The sequence below is a fragment of the Nocardiopsis sp. iso_238 genome, from assembly GCF_056173325.1.
On sequence record NZ_CM149668.1, the window covers coordinates 6,050,126 to 6,064,173 of the forward strand.

14 protein-coding genes are annotated in these 14,048 nt (G+C 73.1%); 4 read left to right on the forward strand and 10 right to left on the reverse strand.

Annotated features, from left to right (window positions below):
- Positions 1-16: 16 nt before the first annotated feature.
- The 4 genes from AC0VYL_RS27230 to AC0VYL_RS27245 are packed head-to-tail and all read left to right on the forward strand — an operon-like array spanning position 17 to position 5,039.
- Positions 17-1,624, forward strand: coding sequence for an ABC transporter substrate-binding protein (locus AC0VYL_RS27230; protein ID WP_475481872.1), 1,608 nt, complete (start codon positions 17-19; stop codon positions 1,622-1,624).
- On the forward strand, positions 1,621-2,649 hold the full coding sequence (locus tag AC0VYL_RS27235; RefSeq protein WP_475481873.1) for an ABC transporter permease: 1,029 nt from the start codon (positions 1,621-1,623) through the stop codon (positions 2,647-2,649). Before AC0VYL_RS27230 ends, AC0VYL_RS27235 begins: the two co-directional genes overlap by 4 nt.
- Positions 2,642-4,408: a dipeptide/oligopeptide/nickel ABC transporter permease/ATP-binding protein gene (locus AC0VYL_RS27240; protein WP_475481874.1), complete on the forward strand. Its 1,767-nt coding sequence runs from the start codon at positions 2,642-2,644 to the stop codon at positions 4,406-4,408. The genes AC0VYL_RS27235 and AC0VYL_RS27240 overlap by 8 nt, the downstream gene beginning before the upstream one ends.
- Positions 4,392-5,039, forward strand: coding sequence for an ABC transporter ATP-binding protein (locus AC0VYL_RS27245; protein ID WP_475457271.1), 648 nt, complete (start codon positions 4,392-4,394; stop codon positions 5,037-5,039). The genes AC0VYL_RS27240 and AC0VYL_RS27245 overlap by 17 nt, the downstream gene beginning before the upstream one ends.
- 292 nt (positions 5,040-5,331) lie before the next feature.
- Here AC0VYL_RS27245 and AC0VYL_RS27250 read toward each other — a convergent pair whose 3' ends face one another.
- From AC0VYL_RS27250 to AC0VYL_RS27295, 10 genes are all read right to left on the reverse strand, one after another.
- Complete coding sequence (locus AC0VYL_RS27250; protein ID WP_475457273.1) at positions 5,332-6,102, reverse strand: urease accessory protein UreD; 771 nt, start codon at positions 6,100-6,102, stop codon at positions 5,332-5,334.
- Positions 6,099-6,797 (reverse strand): urease accessory protein UreG, encoded by a 699-nt coding sequence (gene ureG, locus AC0VYL_RS27255; protein ID WP_475463284.1) that lies wholly within the window; start codon positions 6,795-6,797, stop codon positions 6,099-6,101. Before ureG ends, AC0VYL_RS27250 begins: the two co-directional genes overlap by 4 nt.
- A gap of 46 nt (positions 6,798-6,843) precedes the next feature.
- On the reverse strand, positions 6,844-7,554 hold the full coding sequence (locus AC0VYL_RS27260; RefSeq protein WP_475457275.1) for an urease accessory protein UreF: 711 nt from the start codon (positions 7,552-7,554) through the stop codon (positions 6,844-6,846).
- Positions 7,555-7,562: 8 nt separating this feature from the next.
- Positions 7,563-9,272 (reverse strand): urease subunit alpha, encoded by a 1,710-nt coding sequence (locus AC0VYL_RS27265; protein WP_475457277.1) that lies wholly within the window; start codon positions 9,270-9,272, stop codon positions 7,563-7,565.
- Entirely contained in the window at positions 9,269-9,781 is a 513-nt protein-coding gene (ureB, locus tag AC0VYL_RS27270; RefSeq protein ID WP_475457279.1) for an urease subunit beta, read from the reverse strand. Before ureB ends, AC0VYL_RS27265 begins: the two co-directional genes overlap by 4 nt.
- Positions 9,778-10,152, reverse strand: a complete 375-nt coding sequence (locus AC0VYL_RS27275; RefSeq protein WP_475457281.1) for an urease subunit gamma — start codon at positions 10,150-10,152, stop codon at positions 9,778-9,780. Before AC0VYL_RS27275 ends, ureB begins: the two co-directional genes overlap by 4 nt.
- A 704-nt stretch (positions 10,153-10,856) precedes the next feature.
- The gene (locus tag AC0VYL_RS27280; protein WP_475481875.1) at positions 10,857-11,303 is read right to left on the reverse strand and encodes a Clp protease N-terminal domain-containing protein; all 447 of its coding nucleotides are present in this window, start codon (positions 11,301-11,303) and stop codon (positions 10,857-10,859) included.
- Between the two features lie 77 nt (positions 11,304-11,380).
- A complete protein-coding gene (gene entS / locus AC0VYL_RS27285) occupies positions 11,381-12,652 on the reverse strand; it encodes an enterobactin transporter EntS (RefSeq protein ID WP_475481876.1) in 1,272 nt (423 codons plus the stop codon).
- A gap of 98 nt (positions 12,653-12,750) precedes the next feature.
- Complete coding sequence (locus AC0VYL_RS27290) at positions 12,751-12,957, reverse strand: MbtH family protein (protein ID WP_475457287.1); 207 nt, start codon at positions 12,955-12,957, stop codon at positions 12,751-12,753.
- A 35-nt stretch (positions 12,958-12,992) separates the two neighbouring features.
- Entirely contained in the window at positions 12,993-13,970 is a 978-nt protein-coding gene (locus AC0VYL_RS27295; protein WP_475481877.1) for an ABC transporter substrate-binding protein, read from the reverse strand.
- Between the last annotated feature and the right edge of the window lie 78 nt (positions 13,971-14,048).

The window sequence follows — 14,048 nt, forward strand, 5'->3', positions numbered from 1 at the left end:
CACAAGGAAGAACTGAATGAACGGAACCGTCCCGACACGCGCCCTCCTCGCGACCGCTCTCGCCCCGACCCTCCTCCTGACCGCCTGCACCGGCTCCACCGAGGCCGACGCCACGGGCACACCGAACCGCATCGTCCTGGCCGACGCCCAGCCCGTCGGTGAGTTCGACCCCGTGAACGGCTACGGCGAACTCGGCGTCTCCCCGATCTTCGAGGGCCTCCTGCGCCCCGAGTCCTCCGGTGACGACACACTCCCCGAACTCGTCCCCGCCCTCGCCGCCTCCGCTCCCGAACCCAACGACGACAACACCGTCTGGGACGTGGAGCTGCGCACGGACGTCACCTTCTCCGACGGCTCCGCCCTCGACGCCGAGGACGTGGTGGCCACCTACTCGGCCGTGATCGACCCCGACACCGCGTCGGAGGTCGCCGGTTCCTACTCGATGATCGAGTCGGTCACCGCCGTCGACGACCACAACGTGCGCTTCACCCTGAACTACCCCTACTACGCCATGCCCGCGCGGCTCACCCTCGGCATCACCCCGTCCGAGGAGATCACCCCGGGCCCCGCCGCGGACTCCGAGCGCAACCGCGCACCGGTCGGCACCGGCCCCTACGTGCTGTCCGACCTCAGCGCCGACCAGGCCGTGTTCGAGGTCAACCCCGAGTACCACGGCACCGCGCCCGAGGTCACCGAACTGGTCATCCTCTCGGTGCCCGACGACAACACCCGCGCCCAGCGCATGCGGGCGGGCAACATCGACGGAACGGTGCTCCCCCCGGTCACCGCCGAGACCTTCGCGGACGTCGACGGCTCCGAGGTCCTGCCCGTGCGCACCGCCGAGTGGCGCGGCCTCTCCCTCCCCTCGGACAACCCCTTCACCGCCGACCCCGACGCCCGGCTCGCGATGAACCTCGGTGTGGACCGCGACGGGGTCGTGGAGAACGTGCTCGCCGGCCACGGCCGCCCCGCCCACACCCCGGTCCCCGACGTCTACGGCGCGGCGCACGACCCGGAGGCCGTCTTCGAGTACGACCCCGACGCCGCCGCCGACCTCCTGGACGGGGCCGGGTGGGAGGAGGGCCCGGACGGCGTCCGCGTCCGCGACGGCGACCGCGCCGAGTTCACCCTGTACTACCTCGCCTCGGACAACCTGCGCCGTGACCTGGCCACGGCCTTCGCCGCCGAGATGCTGCCGCTGGGGATCGAGGTGGACATCCAGGGCGCCTCCTGGGACGAGATGGGTGAGAACTCCACCGAGGCGGGCATCCTGCTCGGCGGCGGCGACAAGCCCTACGACCTGGACACCCAGGTGTACGCCACCCTGCACACCCGCGAGGCCGACACCCCCACCTACGAGAACCCGGGCGACTTCGCCATCCCGGGCGTCGACGAGGACCTGGAGGAGGCCCGCCGGACCCTCGACCCCGACGAGCGCGTCGAGGCCTACCAGCGGATCCAGCGGGCCTACGTCGAGAACCCCACGTACGTGTTCATGGCGTTCGTCGACCACACCTACATCGCCGCCGAGGACGACTGGGACCGCGGCCCGCTCGTACTCGAACCCCACGCCCACGGGGTCTCCTGGGGTCCGTGGTGGAACCTCTCCGAGTGGCGTCGATGAGTTCCTCCCCCGTCCGCCGGGCCCGGTCGCACCGGACCCGGTGGCGGGACCGCCGCCGCGAGCTGGCGGGACTGGTGGCGCGCCGCGTCGCCGTCGGGCTCCCGATGCTCGTGGGACTGAGCGCGCTGGTGTTCCTGCTGGCCGCGCGCTCCCCCTTCAACCCGCTCGCCGCCTACCTGGGGGCGGGCTACCAGCGGACCACCGCCGAGCAGCGGGAGTCCCTCGGCGCCGCGCTGGGGTTCGACGTCCCCTGGTGGCGGGCCTGGTGGTCCTGGGCCTCCGACCTGCTCCAAGGGGACCTCGGCTGGTCCCGGGGGTACACGATGCCGGTCTCCGAGGTGTTCGCCGAACGCCTTCCGTGGACCCTGCTGCTCTCCGGCACCGCCCTGGCCGTGGCCGTGCTGTCGGCCCTGGTGTGGGGCACGGTCGCCGGGCTCCGGCCCGGCTCGTGGTCGGACCGGGTCGTCACCCGTGTCGGCGTGCTGGTGCAGGCGGTGCCCCCGTTCGTCCTCGCCCTGGGCTCGGTCACCGTGTTCGCGGTGATCCTGCGCTGGGCCCCGGTGGCGGGGGCCGCCGCCCCCGGTGAGGCCCCCACGTTCGGCGGCGTGGTGACCCACCTCGTGCTGCCCGCCTGCACTCTCGCCCTGACCCAGCTCCCGTGGCTGCTGCTGGCGGTGCGCACCGCCGTGGCCAGCGCCCGCGGGTCGGAACCGGTCCGCGCCGCACGGGCGCGCGGGCTCTCCCCCGCCAAGGTGGTGACCGGGCACGTGCTGCCGGTCTCGCTCGCCCCTCTCGTGACGATCGTGGGGGCGCGGCTGCCCGAACTCGTCGTGGGAGCGGTGCTGGTGGAGGAGATCTTCGCGTGGCCGGGGATCGCCGCCGCGCTGGTCGCCTCGGCGCAGTCGCTCGACTTCCCGCTGCTGGCCGCCCTCACGCTGGCCACCACCGCCGTGGTGCTGCTCGGCTCGCTGCTGGCCGACGCCGCCTACCTGTTCCTGGACCCGAGGGTGAGCGCCGATGTCTGAGCCGAAGTCCGCGACCACCGCGCCGACCGCGCGGCCCCGCCGACGCCGCACCGTCCGGTTCCTTCCCGTCGCGACCCTGGCCGTCCTCGTCGCCTACGCCGTCCTGGTCCCCTGGTGGGCCGGGGCGCAGACGGCCGACTTCGCCCGGGCGCTGCTGCCCCCCGGCCCCGGGCAGTCGTTCGGTACCGACCACTCGGGCTACGACCTGTTCGTGCGCTCCGCCGAGGGGCTGCGGGTGTCCCTGCTGGTGGCGCTGGTCTGCGCCGTGGTCGCCACGGTGCTGGGGGTGGCCGTCGGCGCGGTCGCCGCCACCGCGGGCGGCCGGGTCGACCGGCTGCTCATGCGCACCACCGACGGGGTGAACGCCCTGCCCCACCTGCTGATCGGCGTCGTCATCGTCGCCCTCTACCCCGGGTCGCTGCCCGCGATCATCGCGTCGATCGCGCTCACCCACTGGCCGCAGATCGCCCGTGTGGTGCGCGCCGAGATGCTCTCGGTGCGCTCCTCGGAGTACGTCGAGGCCGCCTACCTGTGGGGGGCCTCCCGGGGTCAGGTGCTGTACCGGCACCTGCTGCCCGCCGCGCTCCCGCAGGCGGCGGTCGGCCTGGTGATGCTGGTCCCGCACGCCGTCTGGCACGAGTCCACGCTCAGCTTCCTGGGCCTGGGCCTCTCCCCCGACGAGGCCAGCCTGGGCACCCTGCTGGAGGTCGCGCGCGGCGACGTGTTCACCGGGGCGTGGTGGACACTGGCGGCCCCCGCCGGGGTGCTCGTGGCCACCACGCTCTCGGTGGCCGGGCTGACCCGCGCGCTGGACGGCGGCCGGTCCGGTCGGCGGCGCGGCCGTGGCCCGGACCCGCTGCCGGTCACCGTGCCACCGGACGAACCGGCCGACACCGTCCCGGCCCTGGTCCGGGTGCGGTCCCTGACCCTGCGGCTGCCCACCGGCGACGGCCGCTGGGTGCACGCCGCCACGGAGCTCGACCTCGACCTGCGGGCGGGTGAACTGACCGCGCTGGTCGGGGAGTCCGGGTCCGGGAAGTCCACGCTGGCCTCGGCCCTGTGCGGGCTGTCGCCCGCCGGGACCCGCTCCTCCGGGAGCGTGCTGGTGGACGGCCGGGAGGTGCTCGGCGCCGAGGAACGCGTCTGGCGCGCGCTCCGGGGGCGCACGATCGGGCTGGCCGCGCAGTCCGGGGCCGGGACCTTCACGCCGGTGCGCCGGGTGGGGCCGCAGATCGCGGAGGTGGTCTCCGCCCTGGGCACCGAGGAGTCGGTCCCCGACCTCCTGGAACGGGTCGGTCTGGAGGCCGACGCGGCGGAGCTGTTCCCCCACGAGCTGTCCGGCGGCATGGCCGTCCGGGCGGTGACGGCCGCCGCGCTCGCGGGTCGGCCCCGGGTGCTGCTGGCCGACGAGCCCACCGCCGGGCTGGACCCGGAGCTGGCCGCGCAGGTCCTGCACCTGCTGCGACGCGTGGCCGACTCCGGCACGGCGGTCCTGGTCATCACCCACGACCTCCAGATCCTGGAGACGACGCAGGTGGCCGACCACGTGGCGGTGATGTACGCGGGACGGATCGTGGAACGCGGACCCGCCCGACGGGTGCTGTCCGAACCCGGGCACCCCTACAGCAGGGCGCTGATGGCGGCGCTGCCCGCGCACGGGCTGCACCCGCTGCCGGGGCTGCCTCCGGAACTCACGGACCCGCCCGCCGACCCTTCCCTCACCGACCGGACGGGAGAGACCGATGTCGTTGGTAGCTGACAGTGTGACCTGCCGCTACGGGGACCGGGTGGTCCTGCGGGGGGTGAGCCTGACCGTGCCACCCGGGCGCGTCCTGGGGCTGACCGGCCCGTCCGGCAGCGGCAAGTCGTCCCTGGCCCGGATCCTCACCGGCCTGCGCCCACCCGACGCGGGCACCGTGGTGGCCGACGGCCTGCCGCCCTCCACCCGGCGGGGTCGGATGGACGGTCGTCTGGGGCTGCTGCACCAGTCCCCCGGGTCCGCCACGGACCCGAGGATGCCGCTGCGGCGGATCATCGCGGAACCGTTCTCCGCCCGGGGCCGCTCGCGGGCGGCGGAGACGGCCGACCGGACCGCCGAGCTGGCGCGCCGGGTGGGGCTGACCCCGGACCTGCTCGACCGGTACCCCGACCAGGTCTCCGCCGGTCAGCTGCAACGGGCCTGCGTGGCCCGGGCGCTGGCCGCCGCCCCCGCGTACCTGGTCTGCGACGAGCCGACCGCCATGCTCGACGCCGCCTCCACGGCGACCGTCGCGCACCTGCTGTCCGGACTCGCCGCCGAAGGGGTCGGCGTCCTCGCGATCAGCCACGACCACGCGCTGTTGAGGGCCTGGGCCGACGAGGTCGTGGACATCGGGGACCTGGCCAACTGAGCGGAGGGGCGGGCCCGTCCGCCGAACGGCCCACCGACCGACCAGGTGACCGAGGGGCTGGACCGGTGGACGGCCGCGGATGCGGTTGCCCGCCCGCCACCGGCCCGGGGTTCCACCCCGACCTGTCGCCTCACCGGCCGACCGGGCCCTGACCAGGGGTGACCGGTTAAGTGGGCGACCGAGCGACCAGCTGACGCTCCCGTCAGGCCACGCCCCCGACCGGACACGGCGAAGGGCCGGGGGACACTCCCCGGCCCCGCGTGGTCCGTGCACTTCGTGGGCCGTGCGGCCCTCAGGCGAACACGTCCTCCGTCGCGCCCTCGTACCCGACCCGATCGGCGAACTCCGCCCGCCACCGCTCCCAGGAGTCAGCGACCTGCGCGTCCGCCTCGTGGGCGTGCTCCGCCACCGCCCGCGCCAGGGCGCCGGGCCCGTGCAGCAGGGTCTCCCGCACGCCCACCGACCGCTCCGGGCGGGCGCCGAGCAGGAAGGTCGAGCTCTGCACCCGGTTGCCGCCCATGACCCCGGGGGCCGTGGACAGCAGCGGATCCCGCAGGTCGAGGTCCTCCACCAGGAGGGCACGACCGTCGATCTCGGCCCGGGTGACCGAACGCAGCGGCCCCCCGGACGACTCGTAGCTGCGCCCCAGCACCAGGGTCTCGTGCACCAGCGCCCGACCGGAGCCGGACAGGCGCACCCGCGTGTGCCGGGTGATGTCCGCGCCCTGGGTCACCACGAACGGCGCGCCGCGCCACACCAGGCACGCGCCGTCCGCCACGTTGAGGTCGGCCCGCCAGCTCGCGGCGCCTCCCCGGGCGTCGTAGGCGACCATCCCGGACGGCTCCACCAGCTCCAGCCACACGCCGGGCCCCACGGTGATCTCCATCCGCAGGTCGTCCCCGGCGAGCAGCAGCGCGTAGGTGCCCAGCAGGGCCACCCGCGCGGTGTCGCCGCGGACGCCCAGGGGTTGGGCCCGCAGGTAGGTTCCCCCCGCCAGGTCGGTCAGGCGTACCCGCCCGCCGACCCGTTCGACGGTCACGCGGGCCGCGACGGTCTCACTCATCCGTGCTCGTGGTTCCCGTCACCCTCGTGGGTGTGCGTGGTGCCGTCGGCGTGGGTGTGCGGGGCCATCGGGCCCGGGTCGCGCGGCACGTGGTTCCCGGCGCGGTAGTCGGCCAGCACCTGGTGCACCCACCCGGCGAGGGCCTTGATGGAGACGTCGTCGTGCTGGCTCAGCGCCAGCACCGGAAGACCGCCGCGGGAGCTGGAGGCGTCGGCCACCATCTGCTCCGCGTCCACGCCCACGTGCGGGGCGAGGTCGGTCTTGTTCACCACGAGCAGGTCGGCGCGCTCGATGCCGGGCCCGCCCTTGCGGGCCACGTCGCCGCCGCCGGCCACGTCCAGGCAGAAGATCTGCGCGTCGGCCAGGGCGGGGCTGAACGTGGCGGTGAGGTTGTCGCCGCCGCTCTCCACCACGACCAGGTCCAGCGGGGCGAACTCCGCCTCCAGGTCCTCCACGGCGAGCAGGTTGGGGGTGACGTCGTCACGGATGGCCGTGTGCGGGCAGGCACCGGTCTCCACCGCGTGGATGCGCTCGATCGGCAGGACCCCGGCCGCGCGCAGCAGGCGGGCGTCCTCGTCGGTGTAGATGTCGTTCGTGACGACGGCCATGCTCAGCTCGTCGGCGAGCTCGCGGCACAGGGTCGCGATCAGCGTGCTCTTGCCGGTTCCGACCGGACCGGCCACGCCCAGGCGCATCGCGCGCCGGGTGCCGGTGGTGGAACCCGTGTTCGCTTCGGTCTGCTCAGGCAACGAAGATCCTCCTGGTCTTGAGTTGGTGTTCGAGGGACCACCCCTCGATCTGGGGTGCGGTACGTGCGGGAAGGTCGTCGGGCCCCCGGACCGCGAGCGCCTCCGCGACGGTCGCGGAGATCACCCCTTCGGCTCCGAGCACCCACCCGGCCGCGTCCACCGGGTCGACGGGTGCGAGTTTGAGCGCGGCGGAGGCCACCGTCTGGGCGTCGTCGTACAGACTCACCCGGGCGACCTCGGCCTCGTCGGCCCCCATGACGGCGGCCACCGCTCCGAGGGCGACCGGCCGTTGCGGGGCGCGCCCCAGCGTGCGCAGCGCCTTCACCGCCGGGTGCTCCGGCCACAGGCGGTCCGCGAGACGGACCAGCCCCCGGCCGAGCAGCCCCGAGATGTCCCGGAGCGGCGCGCTCGGTGAGCGGGCCAGCAGCGCCGCGTGCACGTCGGCCAGGGCCCCGGGGTCCACGCCGACCCCCTCGGGTCCGTCGGCGGTCGCGGCGGTGACGCCCCCGACCGCCCGGTGGGCGAGGACGGCGGCGGCCGCCTCCACCAGGCCCACCGTGCGCGTGCGGGCCGCGATGTACTCGGGGACGCGGTGCGGCGGAAGGCCGTCGAGCAGGGCGGGTTCGAGCCCGGCCGAGTAGGTGTGGCCGCCCACCGGCAGCCGGGCGTCGGCCAGCAGCAGTGTGCCCAGTCCAGTGCTCACACGGCGGCCTAGAACATCGAGTACCGCTGCGCGAGCGGTACCACGTCCACGGGCTGCGGCTTCACGAACTCACCGTTGATGCTGATCGCGAACGTCTCCGGGTCCACGTCGATCTTCGGCAGCGCGTTGTTGTTCGGCATGTCCGCCTTGGTGACGTCCCGCGTGGGACGCACGCCCACCAGCCTGCGCTGGAGCCCCAGGCGCTCGGCCAGACCGTCCTCGATCGCCATCGGGGACACGAAGCTCACCGCCAGGTCGGCGGCGGACGTGGGCTGCGCGGCCAGGGTCGGACGCAGCAGCACCGGCTGCGGGAGGGGGACCGCGCCGTTGGGGTCGCCCAGCGGAGCGGCGACGATCGCGCCGGCCTTGATCACCGCGGACGGCCGGATGCCGAAGAACGCGGGGTCCCACAGCACCAGGTCGGCCATCTTCCCGGGCTCGACGGAACCGATCACGTGGTCGACGCCGTGGGCCACCGCGGGGCAGATGGTGTACTTCGCGACGTACCGGCGGGCACGGGCGTTGTCGGCGGGCAGGTCCGAGGCGAGTCGGCCGTACCTGTTCTTCATCACGTGCGCCACCTGCCACGTGCGGCAGATCAGCTCACCGATCCGGCCCATCGCCTGGGCGTCCGTGGAGGTGATCGCGATCGCGCCCATGTCGAGCAGGACGTCCTCGGCCGCCATCGTGGAGGCGCGGATGCGCGAGTCGGCGAAGGCCAGGTCCTCCTGGACACGCGGGTTCAGGTGGTGCACCACCATGAGCATGTCCATGTGCTCGGCCACGGTGTTCACCGTGAACGGCAGGGTCGGGTTGGTGGAGGCGGGCAGGACGTTCGACTCACCGGCGGTGATGATGATGTCGGGCGCGTGGCCGCCGCCCGCGCCCTCGGAGTGGAACACGTGGATGCCGCGACCGCCGATCGCCTCCAGCGTGTGCTGGACGTAACCGGTCTCGTTGAGGGAGTCGGCGTGCAGCGCCACCTGGAGGCCGAACTCGTCGGCGCCGCGCAGGGCCGCGTCGATCGCCGCCGGGGTGGCGCCCCAGTCCTCGTGGACCTTGTAGCCGCCCGCCCCGGCCAGGGCGTCCTCCCGGAGCGCGTCGATGGAGACCGTGCTGCCCTTGCTGAACAACAGGACGTTGAGCGGGAACTTGTCCAGGGCGCGGTGCATCGTCCGCAGCGCGTGCGCGCCCGGGGTGACCGTGGTGGCCTTGGAGCCCTCGGTGGGGCCGGTGCCGCCGCCGATCACCGTGGTCGTACCGGTGGTCAGGGCCTCGTGCATCTCGATCTCGCTGAGGAAGTGCACGTGGGTGTCGATCGCCCCGGCGGTGAGGATCTTGCCCTCACCGGCGATGACGTCGGTGCCGGGGCCGATCAGCAGGTCCGGGTGCACGCCGTCCATGACGTCCGGGTTGCCGGCCTTGCCGATCGCGACGATGTCGCCGTCGCGGATGCCGACGTCGCCCCGGACGATCCCCCAGTGGTCCATGACGACCACGTTGGTGATCACCAGGTCGAGGGCGCCCTCGGAGCGCAGGGTCATGCCCTGGCCCATCGACTCGCGGATGCTCTTGCCGCCGCCGAAGACGACCTCGTCACCGCCGACGGTGCGGTCCTCCTCGACCTCGATCCACAGGTCGGTGTCGCCCAGGCGGATCTGGTCCCCGACCGTGGGTCCGTACAGCTGCGCGTACTCACGGTGGTCGATGCGGCTCACGGCTGCTGCTCCTCAGTGTCCTCGGTCGCGTCTTCCTGGTCGCCCGGCAGGACCTCGGTGGGCACCACCTCGGCCGGGTCGCCGTCGTGCGCGTCGAGCTCACCGACGCGCATCGTCGTACCGGAGGCGCGCTCCGGTTCGGGGACCTCGACGCCGGGGGTGCCGAACGGGATGACCGGCCGCGGCACGCGTTCGCCGGTCTTGGGTTCCTTGCTCAGGTCCTGGATCTGGAGGCCGGGAACGTACCGTCGGCCGCCGAGGGCGACCAGTTCGACGGTGCGGCTCACGCCGGGTTCCAGACGGACCGAGGTGCCCGCGGGGGCGTCCAGCCGGAAGCCCTGGCACGCTTCGCGGTCGAAGCGCAGCGCGGGGTTGGCGTCCGGGAAGTGCAGGTGGGAGCCGATCTGGATGGCTCGGTCACCGGCGTTGACGACGACGAGGGTCAACCGTTCACGGTCGGCGTTCAGGTCCAGGGGCACGGCGCGGGTACGGATCTCACCGGGGATCACGGGGTCGCTCCCTGGACGGGACGGGTCAGCTCAGGGGACGGGTCGCCTCCGGGGAGGGGACGGGTCCGCGCCTGGATCGGCTCCGTGATGGTGACGAGCTTGCGCCCGTCGGGGAACGTGGCCTCGACCTGGACGTTCGGGATCATCTCGGAGACCCCGTCCATGACCTCCTCGCGGGAGAGCACGGTGCGCCCCTCCTGCATCAGCTCGGCCACTCTGGCACCTTCACGAGCCCGCTCGATCACCCAGCAGGACAGCAGCGCTACCGATTCCGGTTGGTTGAGCTTGACGCCCCTGGCCCGCCGGTCCCGGGCGATCATGCCCGCGACGGCCAGGAGAAGCTTCTCGGTATCGGAGGGAAGTAGATGCATGAACCACCTCTCAACGATTCGTTATGGGTTTGGTAGCAACACCAACCCATCTAGGTTTTAGCACGTGAGAGGCGTGTGGCAAGCCCCCACGAGCGTCGGGGAGGCTTTCGCGGGCCATCGCTCCGGCCCCGGAAGCACTGTCGGACAAGGGGAAACACCCCCACACCATGTGCGACAAACACTGGTACATTTTTTGTGAGACGACCCCCTCCGCCCCGCTCTCACGGAGTGCTCGCGCCGCCTCCGAGGGAACACGCCCGCGTGTTTTCTCGGACGCGCCCGACGGGGTCGTTCGGCGTCCCCTCGGCCGACTCCGTCGTCGACGGCGGGGACCCGCGTGCCATGGCGCCGCCACGTGCCACCGCGTCGACCCCGTGGCCGGACCGACCGCGTCGGAGCCACCGGGCGTCCGCTCGTGCCGCGCGGAACCCTTTCGGGAGAACACACGACAGGACCCCTATTTCACGCGGATCAAGACGCCGTTTCCCGCGCATGAAGAAACCCCGGCGCGGATTCGGTGGAATCCGCGCCGGGGAGGGTCGCATTCCGACCTCCTGTGTCGCCGTGAGCCCCCTGACCAGGACCGGAGCAGGAGTGGGCCGCCCAGGCGAGGGGCGGTGACGCCCCCGTCCGGACACCGGCGGAATTCACCCGACAATGGCCGGGGGAACCGACCGCGTGATCATCTCCCTGGGGCCCGGGGGCTACCTCGCGCTCATCTCGGCGATCAGTTCCTCGACCCTTCCGCGCACCAGCTCGGGCTCGATTCCGAGCCCCCGGAGGACGGCCGGGGCCGTCGCCCGGTCCCGGTACAGGACGCCGAGCAGCAGGTGCTCCGTTCCGAAGTGGCCGTGGTCGAACCGCGCGTTCGCGTGGAAGGCGTACTTCAGGGCCGTGCGCGTCTCCCGGGAGAAACCCGGGTCGTCGTACGGCGGCCGCTTCCTCGGCCTGGTGACCCTGAGGACCTCCGCCTCGGTCGCCTCGTAGCTGGCCCCGAGCCCCCGCAGGGCCCGCGCGGCCATCCCCTCCTCCTCGTACACGAGGCCGAGCAGCAGGTGCTCGGGGCCCAACCGTCTGTGGTGGAAACGCACGGTCTCGGTCTGGGCGTGGACGACCACACGCTTCGCGGTGTCGGTGAACATTTCGAACATGGGCAGGGTTCCCGCATCGTTCGGAGGGGGATGAGGGTCCCATCCTCCCGCGTCTCCCGGAACCGAAAGCGGCCGGGCTACTGCTCGGGCTGGACCCGGGAGACGGCTTCGGGTTCCGCGAGGACCCGGGCGGTACGGAGCCCGGCGAAGGCCACCGCGAGCGCCCCGACGCTGACGACGGTGAGCGCTCCCCCGGCCATCATCGCGCCCGCGGCGCCGATGACGGGGGCCAGGCCTCCGAGGGTGAGCGCCCCCGCCGAACTGCCGACGGTGGACTGCGCGGTCCACACCGAGTTGACGCGTCCGCGCAGGCGGTCCGGGGTGTGGGACTGGAGCAGCGCGTACCGCAGGATCTCCTCCACGACCTGCCCGAAGCCGAGGAAGACCAGGAACGCGAAGGCGACCGGGGCCCAGGTGCTCGCGCCGAGCCCCAGCACGGCCAGGCCGCAGAGGGCCACGGCGACGAGCAGGAGCGCGCCCGTGCGCCGGGCCCGTCCGGCCCAGCCGCTGGTCAGCGACCCGATGAGGGCGCCGATCGCGGGCGCGGTGTACAGGAGGCCGACCAGCGTGGGTCCGCCGCCGAGGACCTTGTCGGTGAACTCGTTGATGAGCACCTGGGGTGCGGCGAACAGCATCTGGGCCAGGCCCAGGAGCAGCAGTGGGCCGACGACGCGGTGCCGGAGCGCGAAGCCGCCTCCTTCGCGCAGGGCGTCCAGGACCGGCTGGGCGCGGCTCTCCTCCGGGGCCTCCAGCCGGGGCAGGCGCCACACCAGGACGGTGGTGAAGAGCGAGAGCAGCGCCGTGATGACGAAGTTCCCGCCCATCCCCAGAGCCGCGATGATCACCCCGCCGAGCGCGGGCGCCAGGACGGAGCCGAGTTCACCGTTGAGGGCGAGCAGGGCACCGGCGGCCGGAAGCCTGTCCCGCGGGACGAACCCGGGGGCGGCGGCCTGGAGGGCGACGGCGCTGAAGGAGCCGAGGAAGCCGTTGAAGGCGGCGACCGCGTAGATCACCCAGAGCCAGGGTTCGGCGGGCACGAGCGTGTTGACGGCCAGGGCCCCGAAGCCGACGACGGCGGAGGCCCGGCCGATGACGATGAGGCGCCGCCGGTCGCCCCGGTCCGCGAGCATGCCGCCGACCAGGGTGCCCGCGAGGACGCTCACCGCCGACGTGGTGTGGACGGTGGCCACGAGCAGCGAGGACCCGGTGAGCTCGTAGACCTGCATGGGCAGGGCCACCGCGGCGAACCCCAGCCCGAAGACGGAGACGAGTCGGGCGACGAAGACGATCCTGAACTCGCGGCTCAGGCGCAGGGGGCTGGTGTCGACCATCAGCTGGGAGAGCTTCACGGGGTCCTTCACGGGTGGGGCGGGCGGTGGTCCGCCCTCGGTGTGCCGCCGTCCGGAGGCGGTGGGCCCCTCGTCCGGGAGAGGGGCCCACCGCGCCGTCAGGCGAGCGCCTCGCGCAGGCTGCGGGGGCGCAGGTCGGTCCAGTGCGCGTTGACGTAGGCGAGCGCCTCGTCCCGGGAGACCGGTCCGTGGACGGGGGTCCATCCCTCGGGGACCCGGGCGAACCCGGGCCACAGCGAGTGCTGGTCCTCGTCGTTGACGAGGACGAGGAAGGTGCCTTCGGTGTCGTCGAAGGGGTTGGTCATGGTCGCTCCTTCGTTGGGGTCGCGTGACACGGGGCCTAGAGGGTCTCCAGGACCTGTTCGATCTGGTCGAGGACGTCGTTGCCCTGGGCCCAGGTGCGCGCGGCGCCGTAGCGCAGCGGGTGGACCTGCCCGTCCTCGACGGCGGGGAGGGGCTGCCAGAGGTCCTGTCCGAGGAGGTCAGCGGTGAAGGGGTCGGGCTCGTGGGCGACGTCGGTCTCGTAGAAGACGACGTCGGTGTCCTGGAGCTTGTCGATGTTCTCGTAGGACTGCCAGGCGGCGAAGTCGGTCCCGGCCTCCTCGGTGACGGCGGTCGCCTCCGCGCCGAGTTCGTCGAGGATGTGGGCGCCCCAGGCGTTGGTGTTGATGACGGCGAACTCGTTGTCGACCCCGAAGACCACCGCGAAGGTGTGGTCGCTGAGCTGGTCGGCGTAGGTCTCGCTGATCTCGGAGACGCGCTCCTCGTAGCGGTCGCGCTCGGCCTGGGCGCGCTCGCCGTCACCGACGACCTCGGCGAGTCCGAGGCTCATGTCGCGGAGTTCGTGTCCGGCGCCCTCGAAGTCGAACAGGACGGTGGGCGCGATCTCGGAGAGCGTCGCGAAGTGCTCCTCGTAGTCCTCGTGGCTCTGTTCGCGGACGCCGCCGATGATGAGGTCGGGTTCGGCGGAGGCGATGGCCTCCAGGTTGAGTTCGAGGCTGGAGGCCTGGACGACCGTGGCCTCCTCGAGGACGGCGAGCTCGTCCTCGGTGTAGAGGCCGGGGTTGGGCTCGATCACGCCGACGGGGTCGATCCCGGCCTCGACGAGGATCTCGTTGCCGAACTCCAGGGCCACGATCCGCCGGGGGTCCTCGGGAACCTCGACGGTCCCGTAGTCGGTCTCGACCTCGACGGTGGCACCGGCGTCGGTCCCGTCGGCCGCGTCCGAGGTGGTACCGCAGGCGGTGAGGGCCAGAGCCAGGGCGAGGCCGCCGGAGGTGAGGGCACCTCCCCTGAGAGGGGTCGTCAGCTGTTTCACGGTCTTCGCTTTCGTGGGAGTGGGGTGGGGCACGGGGATACGGCGGGGAGCCCGAGTCACTAGTTAGGCTAGCCTTGC

Bases quoted from the DNA above. Each gene is read 5' to 3' on its own strand.
- AC0VYL_RS27235 (WP_475481873.1), top strand. From the start codon at position 1,621: ATGAGTTCCTCCCCCGTCCGCCGGGCCCGGTCGCACCGGACCCGGTGG.
- AC0VYL_RS27250 (WP_475457273.1), bottom strand. From the start codon at position 6,102: ATGAGTGAGACCGTCGCGGCCCGCGTGACCGTCGAACGGGTCGGCGGG.
- AC0VYL_RS27245 (WP_475457271.1), top strand. From the start codon at position 4,392: ATGTCGTTGGTAGCTGACAGTGTGACCTGCCGCTACGGGGACCGGGTG.
- AC0VYL_RS27275 (WP_475457281.1), bottom strand. From the start codon at position 10,152: ATGCATCTACTTCCCTCCGATACCGAGAAGCTTCTCCTGGCCGTCGCG.
- AC0VYL_RS27280 (WP_475481875.1), bottom strand. From the start codon at position 11,303: ATGTTCGAAATGTTCACCGACACCGCGAAGCGTGTGGTCGTCCACGCC.
- AC0VYL_RS27290 (WP_475457287.1), bottom strand. From the start codon at position 12,957: ATGACCAACCCCTTCGACGACACCGAAGGCACCTTCCTCGTCCTCGTC.
- AC0VYL_RS27230 (WP_475481872.1), top strand. From the start codon at position 17: ATGAACGGAACCGTCCCGACACGCGCCCTCCTCGCGACCGCTCTCGCC.
- ureG (WP_475463284.1), bottom strand. From the start codon at position 6,797: ATGCGCCTGGGCGTGGCCGGTCCGGTCGGAACCGGCAAGAGCACGCTG.
- AC0VYL_RS27240 (WP_475481874.1), top strand. From the start codon at position 2,642: ATGTCTGAGCCGAAGTCCGCGACCACCGCGCCGACCGCGCGGCCCCGC.